Raw genomic sequence first — 17,429 nt, 5'->3', positions numbered from 1 at the left:
CCTGTTAATGCGCCTCGTCCCAATTATCCGCAGCGCGGGCATCCACCTTCAGCGGCACGCGCATGGCTATGGCGGGCATGGCGGCATTTTCCATGGTGGAGACGATCACCGGCAAGGCAGCCTCGATGGCCTCATCCTCGACCTCGAAGATCAGTTCGTCATGCACCTGGAGCAGCATCCGGGTTTTCTCGCCAAGTCCAGCCTTGGCCAGCGCCGGTTCCACCTGCACCATGGCGCGGCGGATGACATCGGCGGCGGAACCCTGGATCGGCGCGTTGATGGCTGCCCGCTCGTTGAAGGCCCGCATTGACGGGTTGGAGGATTTAATCTCCGGGTAATGGGCGCGCCGTCCGAAAATGGTTTCGACATAGCCATGCTCACGCACGAAAGCCTTGGTGCTTTCCATATAGTCCTTGATGCCGGGGAAGCGCTCGAAATATTTCTTGATGTATTCGCCCGCTTCCGACCGCTCAATGCTGAGCTGGTTGGCAAGACCGAAGGCGGAAATACCGTAGATGATTCCGAAATTGATCGCCTTGGCGCGGCGGCGGACTTCAGACGGCATGCCATCCACAGGCACGCCGAACATTTCAGAAGCCGTCATCGCATGAATATCGACCCCGTCGGCAAAGGCCTGTCGCAATTGCGGAATATCCGCCACATGGGCCAGTACCCTGAGCTCGATCTGGCTATAGTCGGCAGACAGCAGCTTGTGGCCTGGGGTGGAAATGAAGGCGGTGCGGATCTTGCGGCCTTCTGCCGTGCGCACCGGGATGTTTTGCAGGTTCGGCTCGGATGACGACAGGCGACCGGTGGTGGTGGCCGCCATGGAATAGGATGTGTGGACCCGCTTGGTCTGCGGGTGGACATAGCCGGGCAGGGCGTCGGTATAGGTGGATTTCAGCTTGGTCAGCTGGCGCCAATCAACGATCTTGCGGGGCAGGGGCTCGCCCTGGGCGGCCAGATCTTCCAGCACCTGCGCAGATGTGGACCATTGACCGGTCTTGGTTTTCGAGCCGCCGGGCAGGTTCATTCTGCCAAACAGGATATCCCCAAGCTGTTTGGGCGAGCCGACATTGAAGCGCTCACCAGCCAGTTCGTAAATTTCGTCCTCGAAGGCGGCAGCCTTCTGCGCCAACTCGCCAGACAGACGAGAGAAGATCTGTCGGTCGATGGTAATGCCGCGCTCTTCCATATCAGCCAGAACCGGCACCAGGGGCCGTTCCAATCGCTCGTAGACCCGCGCCAAGCCGACGGCGGCAAGCCGTGGCTTCAGCACCAGCCAGAGACGCAGCGTGACGTCCGCATCTTCTGCGGCGTAAGCGGTGGCCTTGTCGATATCGACGAGATCGAAGGTGACCAGCGATTTGCCGGAGCCAGCAACCTCCTTATAGGGGATGGGCGTATGTCCGAGCCAGCGTTCCGACAGGCTGTCCATGCCATGCGCGCCGACGCCAGCTTCCAGCACATAGGATAGCAGCATGGTATCGTCGAAGCCCCTGATAACAATGCCGTGCCGCTTCATGACAAGGTAATCGTATTTCAGGTTCTGCGCCACTTTCAGAACCGAAGGATCTTCCAGCAGGCCCTTCAGGGCGGCGAGTGCCGCATCCATTGGGATCTGGTTTTCTGCCAGTTTCAGGCCGTCGCTGAACAGGTCATCTCGCCCGGTCTTGTGGCCAAGCGGCACATAGGCGGCGCGAATGGTTGCCGAGCCCGGCGAGGCCGCATTATCCTGAAGGGCCAGCGACACACCGACCAGATCGGCTTGCATCGGGTCAAGCGAGGTGGTTTCCGTATCGAAGGCGACAAAACCGGCCTCCCGCGCCGAGGCAATCCAGCCTTCCAGGGTGGGAAGATCGCGAATGGTCACATAGGCGGATCGGTCGATGGGCTGGCCACCAAAGGCCGATTGCCGGGCCGCGGCAAGATCGGCAGGCGTCGCGCCCTCGGCCTTGGCGGATTGTGCCGTGGGTCCGGCTTCTTGGCCGGAGGCGGGCGTTTGAGCTGCGGCACCGGCATCGAGATCCGGGCCACGGGCCGAGGCACCCCATTCCACCGAGATCGTGGCGGGCTCGATGGCGCCAGCATCACAATCGCAATTGTCGGCGACGCGCCGTGTCAGCGAGGTGAATTCCATGGCCTTCAGGAAGGCGACCAGCTTTGGTCCATCCTGCTTTTCCAGCATCAGCGCATCCAGCGGCATGTCCAGCGGCACGTCGGTGCGCAGCGTTACCAATTGCCGCGACAGCTTAACCAGTTCGGCGCCTGCCAGAATGTTTTCGCGCCGCTTGTTCTGCTTGATTTCGGAGGCCCGGGCCATCAGCGTGTCCAGATCGCCATATTCCTCCAGCAATTGCGCCGCCGTCTTCGGGCCGATGCCGGGAATGCCGGGAATGTTGTCGGTGCTGTCGCCGGTCAGCGATTGCAGGTCGATCATCTTTTCCGGCGGCACGCCCCATTTCTCGATGACATCGGGAATGCCGATCTGCTTGTCCTTCATGCTGTCATACATATGGACATTGGCAGTCACCAGCTGCATCAGGTCCTTGTCGGAAGAGACGATGGTGACATCCGCACCGATGGCTTCCGCGGCCCGCGCATAGGTGGCGATAATGTCATCGGCCTCGAAGCCTTCGGTTTCGATGCAGGGCAGGTTGAAGGCCCGCGTCGCCTGGCGGATCAGCCCGAATTGCGGCACCAGATCTTCCGGCGGGGCCGAGCGATTGGCCTTGTATTCGGGATAGAGATCCTTGCGGAAGGTTTTTGACGAATAGTCGAAAATCACCGCAAGGTGGGTGGGTGTAACGCCGACTGACGTGTCGCGTGCTTCGGTCAGCAGCTTCCACATCATATTGCAGAAGCCTGAGACGGCGCCGACCGGCAGCCCGTCCGATTTGCGGGTCAGCGCCGGAAGCGCATGGAAGGCCCGGAAGATGAAGCCGGAGCCGTCGACAAGAAAGAGATGATCGCCTTTTTTCATGCGCCAAGGGATAGCGCGGCGGCTCAAAAAGGTCCATGCCACATTACGCCAAAACCGTTTACAGAGTGAAGTGACGAATTTTCTGTGCCATCACGAAAAGCTTACCGCTTTGTAATCATTCCTTCCCTTGAAAAAACACATTTGGCCGCGCATTTACTAGTCAGCGGCGCATGATTAGCACCGCAGTCTGAAAGTTGGCTCGTCCCCCGCCGCTTCAGACTTCAGGACAAAGGCCTTATCCCCCCTCTCCGGGCCTTTGTCCCCTGTTACGAAAAGTCGTCACGGCGCCGCCTCCAGCCGTGACGACTTTTTTGTTTGTGCCTGGCATTTCAGCTATAGAGATGGCCACATTGCCTCGGCTTTGAAACCGGCCTATCATCGACACCATGCTGTTTGATCGTCGGCAATCGCCAACCTATCTCGTGAGCCAGCTCGCCAAGGAATTTGCCCGTGCCTTGCAGGTTCGGGCCGAGGGGCTGGGCTTTTCCGCCGGTCAGTTTCCAATCCTGCTGGAGCTTTGGGAAGAGCAAGGCCTGACCCAGAAGCAATTGCTGGAGCGTGTGGCCGTGGAACAGGCGACCATGGCCAATACCCTGTCTCGCATGGAGCGCGACGGATTGATCGAGCGAAAGCCCCATCCAAACGATCGACGCGCCCAGCTGGTGTTCCTGACCGCCAAGGGGGAGGGGTTGCGGGATCAGGCCATTTCCGCAGCCTGCGAGGCGGATGACGCTCTTTTCCATGGTTTTCGGCGTTTCGAGAAGGAATTGATGCTGGAATTCATTCGTCAGGCCCTGGAAAATGCCCGCAGTCGCGAAAATGGGCCAAATATTTGACGCTGTTTGTCTCGAAACTGTCGGGCTCATGGTCTATCGTCCCGGCTGATTTGAACAGTCCAGGACATGCCCATGACCGATCTAGCCCCCATTCTCGCCGAGGCCGACAAGGCGCTGCCACAAAGCCTTGATCGGCTTTTCGACCTTGTGCGTATTGCCTCGATTTCCACCGACCCGGCCTATAAGGCCGATTGCCGCAAGGCAGCGGAGTGGCTGACGAAGGAGCTGACAGACCTTGGCTTTACTGCCTCCGTGCGCGACACGCCCGGTCACCCGATGGTCGTTGGCCATCACGATGCTGACCGCCCGGATGCGCCACATGTGCTGTTTTACGGCCATTACGATGTGCAGCCGGTTGATCCGCTCAATCTTTGGGAAAACGATCCGTTCGAGCCTGCCATCAAGGAGATCGAGCCGGGCCGCAAGGTGATCACCGGACGCGGCACCTCCGATGACAAGGGCCAATTGATGACCTTTGTCGAGGCCTGCCGCGCCTATAAGGCCGTGCATGGCGGTCTGCCCGTCAAGATCACCATCCTGTTCGAGGGCGAGGAAGAATCCGGTTCACCTTCGCTGAAGCCATTTCTTGCGGCCAATGAAGACGAGTTGAAATGCGATTTCGCCCTGGTCTGCGACACCGGCATGTGGGACCGAGAGACCCCGGCGATTGCGGCAGCCCTGCGCGGTTTGGTCGGCGAGGAAGTGACGGTGACGGCTGCGGACCGTGATCTGCATTCCGGCCTGTTCGGCGGGGCTGCGGCCAATCCGATCCACATTCTTGCCAAGGTGTTGGCCGACCTGCATGACGAGACGGGCCGGGTTACCATTGATGGTTTCTACGAGGGTGTCGAGGAGACGCCTGCTAATATCAAGGCCTCCTGGGAAAAGCTGGGCCGGACCGCCGACACGTTTCTCAATGATGTCGGCCTGTCTATCCCATCAGGCGAAACAGGTCGCAGCGTCCTGGAATTGACCTGGGCGCGTCCGACCGCCGAAGTCAATGGCATTACCGGTGGCTATACCGGCGAAGGCTTCAAAACCGTGATCGCCTCCAAAGCGTCGGCGAAGGTTTCTTTCCGTCTGGTCGGTGAGCAGGACCCGGCGAAAATCCGCGAAAACTTCCGGGCTTTCGTCAAGGCGCGCATTCCTGGCGACTGCTCGGTTGAATTTCACGAGCATGGGGCATCGCCAGCCATCCAGCTTCCCTATGATTCGCCCTTCCTGACCAAGGCAAAATCCGCTCTGTCAGATGAATGGCCAAAGCCCGCCGAAGTGATCGGCATGGGCGGCTCTATCCCGATTGTCGGGGATTTCCAGACCATGCTGGGCATGGATTCGTTGTTGGTCGGCTTTGGCCTGGTGGATGACCGCATTCACTCGCCCAATGAGAAATATGAGCTGGAATCCTTCCATAAGGGTATCCGCTCCTGGATCCGTATTCTGGACGCGCTGGCGCATTGATACCAAACACGCAATTGCGACGACGCCCGGACGAATTCCGGGCGTTTTCATTTGGACTGCGTATCGTAGCGGGGGAAGGATAAGGGGCCTAAAAAGCAAAAAGGCCGGGGAGTAAACCCGACCTTTCCAAAACTCGCTCTTATCGTTGCCAGTACATCCGTGGTCAACGAAGCGCGAGGCTTCAACCTGAAGGAGGACCGGGTTCTCACCCTGTTTGCTGCCTTTGATTGAGTATCGCGCCAAATGCCTAAACTTGTGTTAAGCATCGTCAGCGACCTCGGCAGCAATGCCCCGTCCTTCACGTCTTCATCATAAATGGTATCTCATTGCGGCTTTTCAAGGGCTCCAGTTGATTTTCTTGCCAGTTGTTTTCTTGATCATCGCGATGTCTGCAAGATCATCCCGATGTCTGGAAGATCATCCGATGTCTGCAAGCTCTTGCAGGTCGGCGCTTGTCCTTTTATGAAAAGACCATGAGCCTTACATCCGTTCAAGATTTCTTTTCGGCCCACGCGCCGGATATCACCGTGATTGAAACCGAGCAAAGCTCGGCCACCGTGCCTTTGGCCGCCTTGGCGCATGGCGTTGAGCCGGACCAAATTGCCAAGACCCTTTGTTTGCGGGTTGGGGACGTCACCATGCTGGTGGTTGCTGCAGGCGAGCGAAGACTGGACAACAAGAAATTCAAGGAGCGGTTCGGGGGCAAGCCCCGTATGCTGGGAGCGGAAGAGGTCGTGGCGCTGACCGGCCATCCAGTGGGTGGCGTTTGTCCTTTCGGGCTGGCCACCCCGCTTCCTGTGTTTTGCGATATGTCGTTGCAGCGTTTCGACATTGTTGTCCCTGCCGCCGGAGCCACCAATTCCGCCGTCAAGATTGCGCCGCAACGCATAGTCAATCTGACCGGGGCGGAATGGGTCGATGTCTGCCAATAAGATAAAGGGTCATTGATATCAGTGATCGAATACAAAAAAGGCGGCGCAACCTGCGCCGCCTTTCCTCCTCGCCATAAAACGACGAATGTCTATTTTCCGAAACTGCATAGCAGTTTCAGATCAGTGCCTTAGTACCAACGACGGCGGGGTTCTGGCGTGGACTGGCTTGCCACCAGATAACCAATGAACGCACCCACCAGAGCAATGCCGAGCAGAGCGGTCGATGTTGCAGTCGGATGCTCGCGCACGATACCAGCAACCGATGTTGCCTCATCCTTGGCATAGCGTGCCACGTCCTGCGCGCTGCGGGCAGCGTTGCTCAGCGCATGAGATGTGGTGCCGCGAACCTGATCGGCCACAGAATGACCCTGCTCAGCCAACTTGTCCTTCAATTGCGCGATCTGAGCCTGAAGCTCACGCATTTCAGCTTGCATACGCGTCGTATCAGCCATGGGTAACTCCCTGTTGTGTTTTCGGGAAAATAACGGTTCCATGCCGCTTTGGTTCCATTCGGTTCTCGAAAAGAACGCAATGGGATGGAATCAACGGACATGCATTGCTCGTCCCATCCGTCTTCCATCCATGCCCAAGACATTATAAGCAGGGGATTGAAGCAGCCCCTATGATTACCTTTCTGGCACCCTTCTGGAGAACGGCCCTCGCGCCATGGCAGGCATGAAAAAGTCACGAAACCGCATTGAGCCCAGGCTTGGCGACGCTGAGAATGAGGATGGTGACGAGATCAGGCTCGACAGCAATGATCGCGTGCTCGGCGGACGCTCGGCCTCGGGTGGGAAAAAAATGCCGGCCACCAGTTCCAAACGGTCGAGAGAGGTTGCCGATCCGCGCCCGAAACGTGAGAAAGTCCAGTCCGGTGGCCTTTTTGGGGGTATCCGCAGGCTGTTCTACTGGTGCGTGGTGCTGGGTATATGGGGAACGATCGGCGTCGTTGGCCTGGTCATCTATTTTGCCGCCCAGATGCCGAGCGCCAGTTCCTGGACCGTGCCGGCCCGCGCGCCGAATATCAAGATTGTCTCTGTCGATGGCGCATTGATCGCCAATCGCGGTGTCACCGGTGGCGAAGCCTTGTCCATCGATGAAATGTCGCCCTATCTGCCGGAAGCGATCGTGGCGATTGAGGATAAACGGTTTTACCACCATTTCGGTGTCGATTTCATCGGGGTTGGCCGCGCCTTCGTCACCAATATTCTGCTGGGCCATAAGGCTCAGGGCGGATCGACCATCACGCAGCAATTGGCCCGAAACCTGTTTCTGTCGCCCAAGAAGACGTTTGAGCGCAAAGTGCAGGAGGTGCTGCTATCGCTGTGGCTTGAGCAGAAATATACCAAGGATCAGATCCTGGCCATGTATCTGAACCGGGTCTATTTTGGCGACAATGCCTATGGCGTCGAAGCGGCATCGCGGCGCTATTTCAATACCTCTGCGCGTGACGTCAATCTGGGCGAAGCGGCGCTTTTGGCCGGGTTGGTTCAGGCGCCGTCGCGGCTGTCGCCGGTCAACGATCCAAAGCCAGCCCAGGATCGGGCCAAGGTCGTGCTGGGCGCCATGCGCGAACAGGGCTACATCACGGACAGCGACTTCGACCGCGCCATGAAACAGTCCCCGGACCACGCCAAGCGGCAGGCCGATGGTGCAGGCCAATATGTGGCCGACATGGTGGCGGGCCAGTTGAAAGGGCTGATCGGCGAGGTCAAACAGGACATTGTCGTCACCACGACCATCGATCCGACGCTGGAGGATGCGGCGCAGGCCGCAATTGCCGCCACGCTGGACAAGGACGGCAAGAAATCCAATGCCTCGCAAGCGGCTCTTGTCGCCATTGATGGCAATGGCGCGGTGCGTGCTTTGGTCGGCGGTCGGGATTATGCGACCAGTCAGTTCAATCGAGCCGTAACCGCCAAACGGCAGCCGGGTTCGGCTTTCAAGCCTTTCGTTTATGCCGCCGCCATGGAAATCGGCGATACGCCCAGCACTGTCCGCAATGACGGTCCGGTGAAGATCGGCAACTGGACCCCTGAAAACTACGAGCAGAAATACAATGGACCGGTGACGCTTTCCTACGCGCTCGCTCATTCGCTCAACACTGTGGCCGCCCAGTTGGTAATGGAGGTTGGCCCGGATCAAGTGATCAAACTTGCCCACCGGCTCGGTGTCGAATCGGATCTGCAAAGCAATGCGTCGATTGCGCTCGGCACCTCGGAAGTATCACTGCTGGAGCTGACGGCAGCCTATGCGCCCTTCATGAATGGCGGCTATAAGGCAACCCCGCATGTGATCAGTCAGATTGCCGATGCCAATGGCAAGGTGCTTTATACGGCCGATTACGGTGAGCCGCCGCGGGTGCTCAATCAGCAGGTTGTCGGGCAGATGACCCGAATGATGGAATCTGTGATGACCGAGGGCACCGGCAAGGCGGCCAAGCTCAAGAACTGGCAGGCAGCTGGCAAGACCGGAACGACACAGTCCTTCCGCGATGCGCTGTTTGTCGGTTTTACCAGCAATCTCACCACCGGTGTTTGGTTCGGCAATGACGACGGGGCGCCGATGAAGAAGGTGACCGGCGGCGGTCTTCCTGCCAAGACCTGGAAGGATTTTATGACGGTTGCCCATAAAGGTCTGACACCGGTGCCGTTGTTTGGCGATCCGACGCCACAAACCGAGGAAAGTCCGTCGCTGACGACAATGATCCAGCAGGTCCTGTCCGGCACGCCATCCACGCCCACCCCAGCCGATCAGGAAAACAGCTATCCACCGGCGCCACCAGCGCCTGCCAACACGCCGGGTCCGCTGTCTGGCAATGCGCCCGATAATGTCAACCCGACGTATCCGCCTCAGGCGCGCCAGATGCCAAACCAAAACACGGGTCAAATGCAGGGCCAGGCCCCATTACAGCCGCGTCCGCCGGTCAATCCACGCGATGGCGCCGTTCTGGAAGGTCGGGTCCCGCCAGGTGCTTTGCGGCGCAACGATCCCATGGCTGCGGATGGCTATCCGGGTGAAGATCCCGACAGTAATCCTTATGGTGTCGATGGCGACTATGCGCCTCCAGCCGATGTCGGTGAAGGACAACAGCCCCGCGCGCAGAGCCATGGCGATGGAAAGACCACGCTGCTGGATATAATCATGGGACGGTAATGGCTGGATTTTATATGTGCTATGACGCCTTGATCGTGCCGTAGGCTCCAGGCAAGCAATGCCTGCCACATCTGATGGGATTTGGGTCCCGGTTGTATGGCTTGTTCACCTTGGCACCATCCGCAATACCTTGTTTTGCGGGAAATGCGTAAACTTGATGGTCGGCGTGAATTTGGTGCCTTGCAGTCGTAAATTTCGGTTCTTATATAGCCCGCATAAGGCAGCGTCGCTGCGCAATCCCGTAGACCACAATCCACGTCGAGGGGCTGTCACTGGAATGCCTGTCGGGGTTCGGACAGCCTGCTTCAAGGAGAGAATAAAATGGCAAAAGTAATCGGTATCGACCTTGGAACGACCAATTCCTGCGTTTCTGTCATGGACGGCAAGGATGCGAAGGTCATTGAAAATTCAGAGGGCGCGCGGACCACGCCGTCCATGGTGGCTTTTTCGGACGATGGTGAACGTCTTGTCGGCCAGCCGGCCAAGCGCCAGGCGGTGACAAACCCCACCAACACGCTCTTCGCTGTCAAGCGCCTGATTGGCCGCCGCTACGAAGATCCGACCGTTGAAAAGGACAAGGGCCTCGTGCCGTTCCCGATCATCAAGGGCGACAATGGTGATGCCTGGGTCGAAGCTCAGGGCAAAGGCTATTCGCCTGCCCAGATCTCTGCGATGATCCTGCAGAAGATGAAGGAAACCGCAGAAGCCTATCTCGGCGAAAAGGTCGAAAAGGCTGTTATCACTGTTCCCGCTTACTTCAATGACGCCCAGCGTCAGGCCACCAAGGATGCAGGCCGCATCGCGGGTCTTGAAGTGCTGCGCATTATCAACGAGCCAACGGCTGCTGCCTTGGCCTATGGCCTCGACAAGACCGAAGGCAAGACCATTGCCGTGTACGACTTGGGCGGCGGTACCTTCGATATTTCCGTTCTGGAAATCGGCGATGGCGTGTTTGAAGTGAAGTCCACCAACGGTGACACCTTCCTCGGTGGTGAAGACTTCGACATGCGTCTGGTTGAATATCTGGCTGCTGAGTTCAAGAAGGAACAGGGCATTGAGCTGAAGAACGACAAGCTCGCTCTGCAGCGCCTGAAGGAAGCCGCTGAAAAGGCCAAGATCGAACTGTCCTCGTCGCAGCAGACCGAAATCAACCTGCCGTTCATCACGGCTGACGCTTCTGGTCCAAAGCATTTGACCATGAAGCTGACCCGCGCCAAGTTTGAAAACCTGGTCGATGATCTGGTTCAGCGCACTGTTGCACCGTGCAAGGCAGCCCTCAAGGACGCTGGCGTCACCGCCGCTGACATTGATGAAGTTGTTCTGGTTGGCGGCATGAGCCGCATGCCGAAGGTGCAGGAAGTTGTGAAGCAACTGTTCGGCAAGGAACCACATAAGGGTGTGAACCCGGACGAAGTGGTTGCCATGGGTGCCGCTATTCAGGCTGGCGTTCTGCAGGGCGACGTTAAGGACGTTCTGCTGCTCGACGTGACCCCGCTGTCGCTCGGCATTGAAACCCTCGGCGGTGTCTTCACTCGTCTGATCGACCGTAACACGACGATCCCGACCAAGAAAAGCCAGGTGTTCTCGACCGCTGACGACAACCAGCAGGCTGTGACCATCCGCGTGTCTCAGGGCGAGCGCGAAATGGCGCAGGACAACAAGCTGCTCGGCCAGTTCGACCTGGTTGGTCTGCCACCGTCACCCCGCGGCGTTCCACAGATCGAAGTGACCTTCGATATCGACGCCAACGGTATTGTGCAGGTATCCGCCAAGGACAAGGGCACCGGCAAGGAACAGCAGATCCGCATTCAGGCCTCGGGTGGTCTGTCGGATGCTGATATTGAGAAGATGGTCAAGGACGCTGAAGCCAATGCTGAAGCCGACAAGAATCGTCGCGCTGTGGTCGAAGCCAAGAACCAGGCTGAAAGCTTGATCCATTCCACCGAGAAGTCGGTGAAGGATTATGGCGATAAGGTCTCCGCAGACGACCGTAAGGCGATCGAGGATGCTATTGCTGCCCTGAAGTCTTCGATTGAAACCTCTGAACCGAATGCAGAGGACATCCAGGCCAAGACCCAGACCTTGATGGAAGTGTCCATGAAGCTTGGTCAGGCGATCTACGAGTCCCAGCAGGCTGAAGGCGGTGCCGAGGGTGGGCCAAGTGGCCACCATGATGACGGCATCGTCGATGCCGACTATGAAGAAGTGAAGGACGACAACACTAAGAAGTCTGCTTGATGCGGAATTCGCGGCGTCATACCTTTGTGAGATGGCTGGCCTTCGGGCCAGCCGCGTTTGCTTTGGCAGGGTGCCTCGCCGCGCATGCGGCAGCGGGCGCCGATGTTCACCAGAAAGTCACTGCTGCCGAAGCGTCTATCCTCCAGGCGATTGCCAAACGGGATACGGCGCTTTTGCGGCGAACCGTTGGTGGTCTCGGTCCGCTGATCGAGGATGCCTTGAAGCGCAAGAAGTCCGGTGGGCAGGTCTCTTCCTGCGATCTGGCGGCCCACTCCCTGGGCTTTGCCGGCATGTCGCTGTCGGAGGCGGTCACGCAAAAGGGCGCGGCGCGAAAAATGCTGATGGATGATGCCCGCCAGGCGGCGGCAGATTTTAACAGGGACATGTCTGCCTGCGATGCGCAGGTGGGACAGAAGACAAGCAACCACGCGGGTGTGGAAAAAGCTTTGAGAGCTTTGTAGGACGATGGCAAAAGCAGATTTCTACGAGACCCTCGGTGTCTCCAAAACCGCAGATGAAAAAGAGCTGAAAAGCGCCTTCCGAAAGCTGGCGATGAAGTTTCACCCGGACAAGAATCCTGGTGATGCCGAATCCGAGCGGAAGTTCAAGGAAATTAACGAGGCCTATGAAACGCTGAAGGACCCACAAAAACGGGCCGCTTATGACCGTTTCGGCCACGCTGCCTTTGAGCAGGGTGGCATGGGCAGCGCTGGCGGCGGCGGTGGTTTTGCCGGCGGTGGTTTCTCGGATATTTTCGAGGACATCTTTGGCGAGATGATGGGCGGCGGTCGTGGCGGCAATGCGCGTGGACGCTCCACTGGCGGCCGTGAACGTGGTGCCGACCTGCGCTACAATATGGAAATTTCGCTGGAGGAAGCCTTTACCGGCAAGACGGCGCAGATCCGGGTTCCGACCTCGATTACCTGCGAAGTCTGTTCCGGTTCGGGCGCCAAGCCCGGCACCAAGCCGACCACCTGCGCCACCTGCCAGGGGTCTGGTCGGGTGCGGGCTGCCCAGGGCTTCTTTTCCATTGAACGGACCTGCCCGACCTGTCAAGGCCGGGGCCAGACGATCAGCGATCCCTGCGGCAAATGCCACGGCCAGGGCCGCGTCACGGAAGAGCGTCAACTGTCCGTTTCCATTCCGTCCGGCATCGAAGATGGGACACGCATTCGTCTTCAGGGCGAGGGCGAAGCGGGCCTGCGAGGCGGGCCGTCAGGCGATCTCTATATTTTCCTGTCGGTCAAGCCGCACCAGTTCTTCCAGCGCGAAGGTGCCGATCTCTACTGCTCCGTGCCGATCTCGATGACCACGGCAGCACTGGGTGGCACGTTCGATGTGACCACGCTGGATGGAACCAAGTCGCGCGTCACCGTGCCTGAGGGTACGCAACCCGGCAAGCAGTTCCGTTTGAAGGGCAAAGGCATGCCGGTGCTGCGCTCGGCGCAGATGGGTGATCTCTACATCCAGATCCAGATCGAGACGCCGCAGAAGCTGACCAAGCGTCAACGCGAGTTGCTGCAGGAATTCGACCAGATCTCGTCCAAGGAGAACAATCCGGAATCGACTGGATTTTTCGCCCGGATGAAAGAGTTCTTCGAGGGTTGATGAAAAAAGGCCGGTGCGCTTCGCATCGGCCTTTTCCATGGTCAATAATGCGGTGGCTTGGTGATCGGTACACTGTCCGCTGCTTGCTCTTCGAGACTGAGAAACCGTTCCGTCAGCCGATCAAGTTTGGCCCGCGTCTGCTCCACCACTTTCCACTGCTCGGTCAACTGATCCGAAAGCTCTTCGATGGTCTTGGCCTGATAGGCAACCGTTTCCTCAAGCCGGATCAGGCGGTCTTCTGCGTCGGTGTCTTTCGCGCTAGCCATGCTGTACTCCTGCCATTGTCTTCGTCAGGATGAGCTACTGCATAATTGCCTGAAACGGAATTGCTTTGGGCTTGATGCGGACAATAAAATGATACAGCTTTTTTCGTGTCTTACATATGACACTACAGCTTTGTCCCGTGAGACGATTTGATATGGGAATGCATGGCTGAAAAAACCTTCATCAACCGGCTGCAGCTGACAGATTTCCGCAATTACGGCTCCGCCTCCTTGCGGCTCAATGGCCGCCATGTGGTGCTGACTGGCAATAATGGTTCCGGCAAGACCAATTTAATGGAAGCGGTTTCCTTTCTGTCGCCGGGGCGCGGTTTGCGTCGGGCGGTGCTGTCCGATGTGGCGCGGGCCGGTGCGGCAGGTGGATTTTCAATTTTCGCCAGCCTGGAGGGCATGGCCGGAGACGTGGAACTTGGCACCGGCTCGGAGGTTCTGGACGAGACGGCGGTGCGGCGTCTGCGCATCAATGGCGCTTCGGTGCGCTCCGTCGATGAATTGACCGATCATCTGCGCGTCCTGTGGCTGACGCCCGCCATGGACGGTCTCTTTACCGGCTCCTCTTCCGAGCGGCGCCGGTTTCTGGATCGGCTGGTCCTGTCGATTGACCCGCAGCATGGCCGTCGCGCCAGCGACTTCGAGCGCGCCATGCGCAGCCGCAACAAACTGCTCTCCGAAGGCCGTTTTGATGCCAGCTGGCTTGCCGGGATCGAGCAGCAGATGGCGGCGCTCGGCATTGCCATGGCGCTCGCCCGGCAGGAAATGATGCGGTTGCTGGCCGCCCTTATCGAGCAGCGACGGGAGCCTGAAACGTTTCCTGGGGCAGAACTGATGCTGTCGGGCTTCATGGATGACCATGCAGGCACGGTGGCTATCGATCTCGAAGACACCTATCGCGACAGTCTGGCCGGTTCCAGGGGCAGGGATGCAGCGGCAGGCCGCACGCTGGAGGGGCCGCATCGCAGCGATCTTCTGGTCCGTCACCGGGAAAAGGACATGGAAGCTGAGCGCTGTTCGACCGGCGAGCAGAAGGCTCTGCTGATCGGCCTGATCCTTGCCCATGCCGAACTGGTGGCGACGATGACCGGCTTTGCGCCAATCCTGCTATTGGATGAAATTGCCGCCCATCTCGACGAGGGCCGTCGCGCTGCCCTGTTCGACCGGATCGACGTGCTCGGCGGCCAGGCCTTCATGACCGGCACCGATGCGCAGATGTTTGCAAGTCTGGGTGACCGGGCACAATTCGTCACAGTGGATGACGGCCATCTGTCATTGTGACTATTCGGAAAGCCAAAGACATGCGACAACAGGCCATGGAGCCGCTTTCACCCGAAGAAATCCAGCGTTATCAACGCCACATCCTGTTGCCGGAAATCGGCGGGGCAGGCCAGCAGAAGCTGAAAGCCGCCCGGGTGCTGGTGATCGGCGCAGGCGGACTTGGCGCGCCCGTGCTGCAATATCTGGCCGCAGCCGGTATCGGCACGCTGGGTATTGCCGATGACGACCACGTCTCGCTCTCCAACCTGCAACGGCAGGTCATTCATGACAGCGGCACACTGAACGATCTGAAGACGGAAAGCGCGGCAAAGGCCATTGCCAGGCTCAATCCACATGTGCGCGTGATGCGGTTCGAGCAGCGCTTCGATGCGGATTTCGCGGCAACGCATCTGCCCGGGTTCGATCTGCTGATCGACGGTTCGGACAATTTCGACAGCCGCTATGCTGCCGCCGATGCCGGACAACAGCATTGCCGCCCATTGGTGACGGGTGCCGTGGGGCGTTTTGAAGGCTCGCTGACAGTGCTGAAACCCTATGAGACCGGGCCGGATGGGGTGCTCTATCCTGGTTACCGCGATCTTTTTCCGGAAAAGCCGCCTGCCGGTCTCATTCCCACCTGCGCCGAGACCGGCATTATCGGTGCGCTGACCGGAGTGATCGGCACCTTGATGGCCATGGAAGCGATCAAACTTATTACCGGCATTGGGGAACCGTTAGTAGGACGTCTGCTAATGTATGATGCCCTGTCCGCTCGGTTCGACACGGTGCGCTACCGGCGTCGTGACAGCAACAGGTCCGCGCCATGACAAAACAGGCCAGAGCGATGACAGGAACAGGAAAGGCTGACCATGGTCGAGATCATTCAGATCGACGAGCATTTTGAAAATTGGGATGATCTTCTGGCCCTGGTGCTGGAAGCTTTCGACTACATGCATCCGCTGATCGATCCGCCGTCTTCGGCGTTGAAGCTGACGGCGGAAGCCCTGAAAGCCAAGGCGCATGAGGAAATCGGTTATGCCGCGCTGATCGACGGCAAGCTGGTCGGCTGTCTGTTCTGCCGCCAGAGCGAGGCAGACAGGCTCTATGTCGGCAAGGTCGCCGTTCTTCCGGGCCTTCAAGGGCAAGGGATTGGCCGCGCCATGCTGAAAGCGGCAGAAGGTGTTGCTCATGCCTGTGGTGTCAGGCACTTGCAATTGGAAACCCGTATCGAGCTTGATAACAATCACAAGCGCTTCGAAAAATGGGGCTTCCATGTTGTCGGGGAAAAAAGCCATCCCGGTTATGACCGGGCAACGTTCGTGCTGATGGAAAAGCCACTCGCCTGATTGATGCGAATAGCCATTGAAAATGGCTGTTCGTATTTCGGTTTCGACTATCTCAAGCCTTTTATGAAAGTATCTGTGATCAGTCGCGCCCCGGCAAAACCCGGTTCGGTGGCCTGTGGCCATCGAAATAGGTGCGGATATTGATGATCACCTTGTCCCCCATATCGATCCGGCCCTCAATGGTTGCTGATCCCATATGCGGCAGCAACACGACCTTGCCGTCTTCCGCCAGCTTCAACAGCTTCGGATTGACCGCCGGTTCATTCTCGAACACATCCAGACCGGCGCCCGCGATCTTGCCGTCACGGATGCATTGAATGAGGGCGCTCTCATCGATAATGCCGCCGCGTGCGGTATTGACGATATAGCTGGTCGGCTGCATCAGCGCCAAGCGTCGCGCCGAGAGAAGATGATAGGTGGCCGGTGTGGATGGACAATTGACCGAGACGATGTCGACCCGCGCCAGCATCTGGTCCAAACTGTCCCAATAGGTTGCCTCCAGCTCATCTTCCGTCTGCGGGCTGACCCGTTTGCGGTTGTGATAGTGGATGGCGAGGCCGAAAGCCTTGGCGCGCCGGGCGACCGCGGTGCCGATCCGGCCCATGCCGACAATGCCGATCCGCTTGCCCCAGATCCGCCGTCCCAGCATCCAGGTCGGCGACCATCCGGCCCATTCGCCGGGCTGGTCGGTCAGAATGCGCGAGCCTTCCGCCAGGCGCCGCGGACCGGCGAGAATCAGCGCCATGGTCATGTCGGCGGTATCTTCGCTCAGCACATTCGGCGTATTGGTCACGGTAATGCCCTTGCGGGCCGCGGCATCGACATCGATATGGTCGGTGCCGTTGGAAAAACTGGCAATCAGTTTCAGTTGCGGGCCAGCCGCCTCGATCAGTCCGGCATCGATCCGGTCGGTCACGGTCGGTACCAGAACATCACAGGTTTTCACCGCTTCCATCAGGGCGTCCCGGCTGCGCGGCGTGTCGTCAATGTTCAACTCTGCCTCGAACAATTCCCGCATGCGGGTTTCCACTGCGTCCGGCAGTTTGCGCGTGATGTAAACCTTGGTCTTTTTCCGCTGGGTCATGAAGACTTTCGATGCTTTGTAAACAGGTCCTTAACCAACACAGGCGATGATTCCGGCCAGTCGTCGCGCGTCGCTGGCGCGGGACGGATGCTTCAAGAGGTTTCGCCAGCTCCGCACTATTATTCTCGAGCCATTATGGTCGAGAGAGATATTGCGCAGTCCGGTTTATTTCTATCAAACCTGTTCGGGAAGACAATTATATCTTCGCCGTCAAGGATCACATACAAGCGACGGAACCGCTGGCGGGGGCTTC

General features: G+C 58.5%; 14 protein-coding genes. 10 read left to right on the top strand and 4 right to left on the bottom strand.

Annotation, left to right across the window (positions count from 1 at the left end; all coding sequences use genetic code 11):
• Window positions 1-4: 4 nt before the first annotated feature.
• The gene (gene polA / locus H1Y61_RS00615) at window positions 5-2,983 is read right to left on the bottom strand and encodes a DNA polymerase I (RefSeq protein WP_180573413.1); all 2,979 of its coding nucleotides are present in this window, start codon (window positions 2,981-2,983) and stop codon (window positions 5-7) included.
• A 386-nt stretch (window positions 2,984-3,369) separates the two neighbouring features.
• Between polA and H1Y61_RS00610 the strand changes: the two genes are divergently transcribed.
• The 3 genes from H1Y61_RS00610 (at window position 3,370) to H1Y61_RS00600 (ending at window position 6,212) form a co-directional block, all read left to right on the top strand.
• Window positions 3,370-3,819 (top strand): MarR family winged helix-turn-helix transcriptional regulator, encoded by a 450-nt coding sequence (locus tag H1Y61_RS00610; protein WP_180573412.1) that lies wholly within the window; start codon window positions 3,370-3,372, stop codon window positions 3,817-3,819.
• 72 nt (window positions 3,820-3,891) lie between these two features.
• On the top strand, window positions 3,892-5,280 hold the full coding sequence (locus H1Y61_RS00605) for a dipeptidase (protein WP_174109691.1): 1,389 nt from the start codon (window positions 3,892-3,894) through the stop codon (window positions 5,278-5,280).
• A gap of 473 nt (window positions 5,281-5,753) precedes the next feature.
• Window positions 5,754-6,212 (top strand): YbaK/EbsC family protein, encoded by a 459-nt coding sequence (locus tag H1Y61_RS00600; protein ID WP_174109692.1) that lies wholly within the window; start codon window positions 5,754-5,756, stop codon window positions 6,210-6,212.
• A gap of 128 nt (window positions 6,213-6,340) precedes the next feature.
• Here H1Y61_RS00600 and H1Y61_RS00595 read toward each other — a convergent pair whose 3' ends face one another.
• On the bottom strand, window positions 6,341-6,664 hold the full coding sequence (locus H1Y61_RS00595) for a hypothetical protein (RefSeq protein ID WP_012654727.1): 324 nt from the start codon (window positions 6,662-6,664) through the stop codon (window positions 6,341-6,343).
• Window positions 6,665-6,878: 214 nt separating this feature from the next.
• Between H1Y61_RS00595 and H1Y61_RS00590 the strand changes: the two genes are divergently transcribed.
• The 4 genes from H1Y61_RS00590 to dnaJ all read left to right on the top strand — a co-directional run bounded on the left by H1Y61_RS00590 (window position 6,879) and on the right by dnaJ (window position 13,214).
• Window positions 6,879-9,368 carry a transglycosylase domain-containing protein gene (locus H1Y61_RS00590; protein ID WP_180573411.1) on the top strand — a complete coding sequence of 830 codons (2,490 nt, stop codon included), beginning with the start codon at window positions 6,879-6,881 and terminating at the stop codon, window positions 9,366-9,368.
• Window positions 9,369-9,689: 321 nt separating this feature from the next.
• Complete coding sequence (gene dnaK / locus H1Y61_RS00585; RefSeq protein WP_012654729.1) at window positions 9,690-11,606, top strand: molecular chaperone DnaK; 1,917 nt, start codon at window positions 9,690-9,692, stop codon at window positions 11,604-11,606.
• Window positions 11,606-12,067: a hypothetical protein gene (locus H1Y61_RS00580; protein WP_156554005.1), complete on the top strand. Its 462-nt coding sequence runs from the start codon at window positions 11,606-11,608 to the stop codon at window positions 12,065-12,067. Before dnaK ends, H1Y61_RS00580 begins: the two co-directional genes overlap by 1 nt.
• 4 nt (window positions 12,068-12,071) lie before the next feature.
• A complete protein-coding gene (gene dnaJ, locus H1Y61_RS00575; protein WP_012654731.1) occupies window positions 12,072-13,214 on the top strand; it encodes a molecular chaperone DnaJ in 1,143 nt (380 codons plus the stop codon).
• 41 nt (window positions 13,215-13,255) lie between these two features.
• Here dnaJ and H1Y61_RS00570 read toward each other — a convergent pair whose 3' ends face one another.
• Window positions 13,256-13,480 carry a SlyX family protein gene (locus tag H1Y61_RS00570; RefSeq protein ID WP_060719307.1) on the bottom strand — a complete coding sequence of 75 codons (225 nt, stop codon included), beginning with the start codon at window positions 13,478-13,480 and terminating at the stop codon, window positions 13,256-13,258.
• A gap of 162 nt (window positions 13,481-13,642) precedes the next feature.
• On the opposite strand from H1Y61_RS00570, the gene recF reads away from it, so the two are divergent.
• Genes recF through H1Y61_RS00555 form a run of 3 tightly spaced genes read left to right on the top strand, consistent with a single transcriptional unit; the run spans window position 13,643 to window position 16,092 of the window.
• Window positions 13,643-14,767: a DNA replication/repair protein RecF gene (recF, locus tag H1Y61_RS00565; RefSeq protein ID WP_180573410.1), complete on the top strand. Its 1,125-nt coding sequence runs from the start codon at window positions 13,643-13,645 to the stop codon at window positions 14,765-14,767.
• Between the two features lie 35 nt (window positions 14,768-14,802).
• The gene (locus tag H1Y61_RS00560) at window positions 14,803-15,573 is read left to right on the top strand and encodes a molybdopterin-synthase adenylyltransferase MoeB (protein ID WP_156631268.1); all 771 of its coding nucleotides are present in this window, start codon (window positions 14,803-14,805) and stop codon (window positions 15,571-15,573) included.
• 42 nt (window positions 15,574-15,615) lie between these two features.
• The gene (locus H1Y61_RS00555; protein ID WP_180573409.1) at window positions 15,616-16,092 is read left to right on the top strand and encodes a GNAT family N-acetyltransferase; all 477 of its coding nucleotides are present in this window, start codon (window positions 15,616-15,618) and stop codon (window positions 16,090-16,092) included.
• A 79-nt stretch (window positions 16,093-16,171) separates the two neighbouring features.
• Here H1Y61_RS00555 and H1Y61_RS00550 read toward each other — a convergent pair whose 3' ends face one another.
• Window positions 16,172-17,176: a 2-hydroxyacid dehydrogenase gene (locus H1Y61_RS00550; protein WP_070151247.1), complete on the bottom strand. Its 1,005-nt coding sequence runs from the start codon at window positions 17,174-17,176 to the stop codon at window positions 16,172-16,174.
• Between the last annotated feature and the right edge of the window lie 253 nt (window positions 17,177-17,429).

Source organism: Agrobacterium vitis (assembly GCF_013426735.1).
Classification (GTDB): Bacteria; Pseudomonadota; Alphaproteobacteria; order Rhizobiales; family Rhizobiaceae; genus Allorhizobium; species Allorhizobium vitis_D.
The sequence above is the reverse complement of the archived record's forward strand: the minus strand, read 5'-3'. Positions and strand labels throughout refer to the sequence as shown.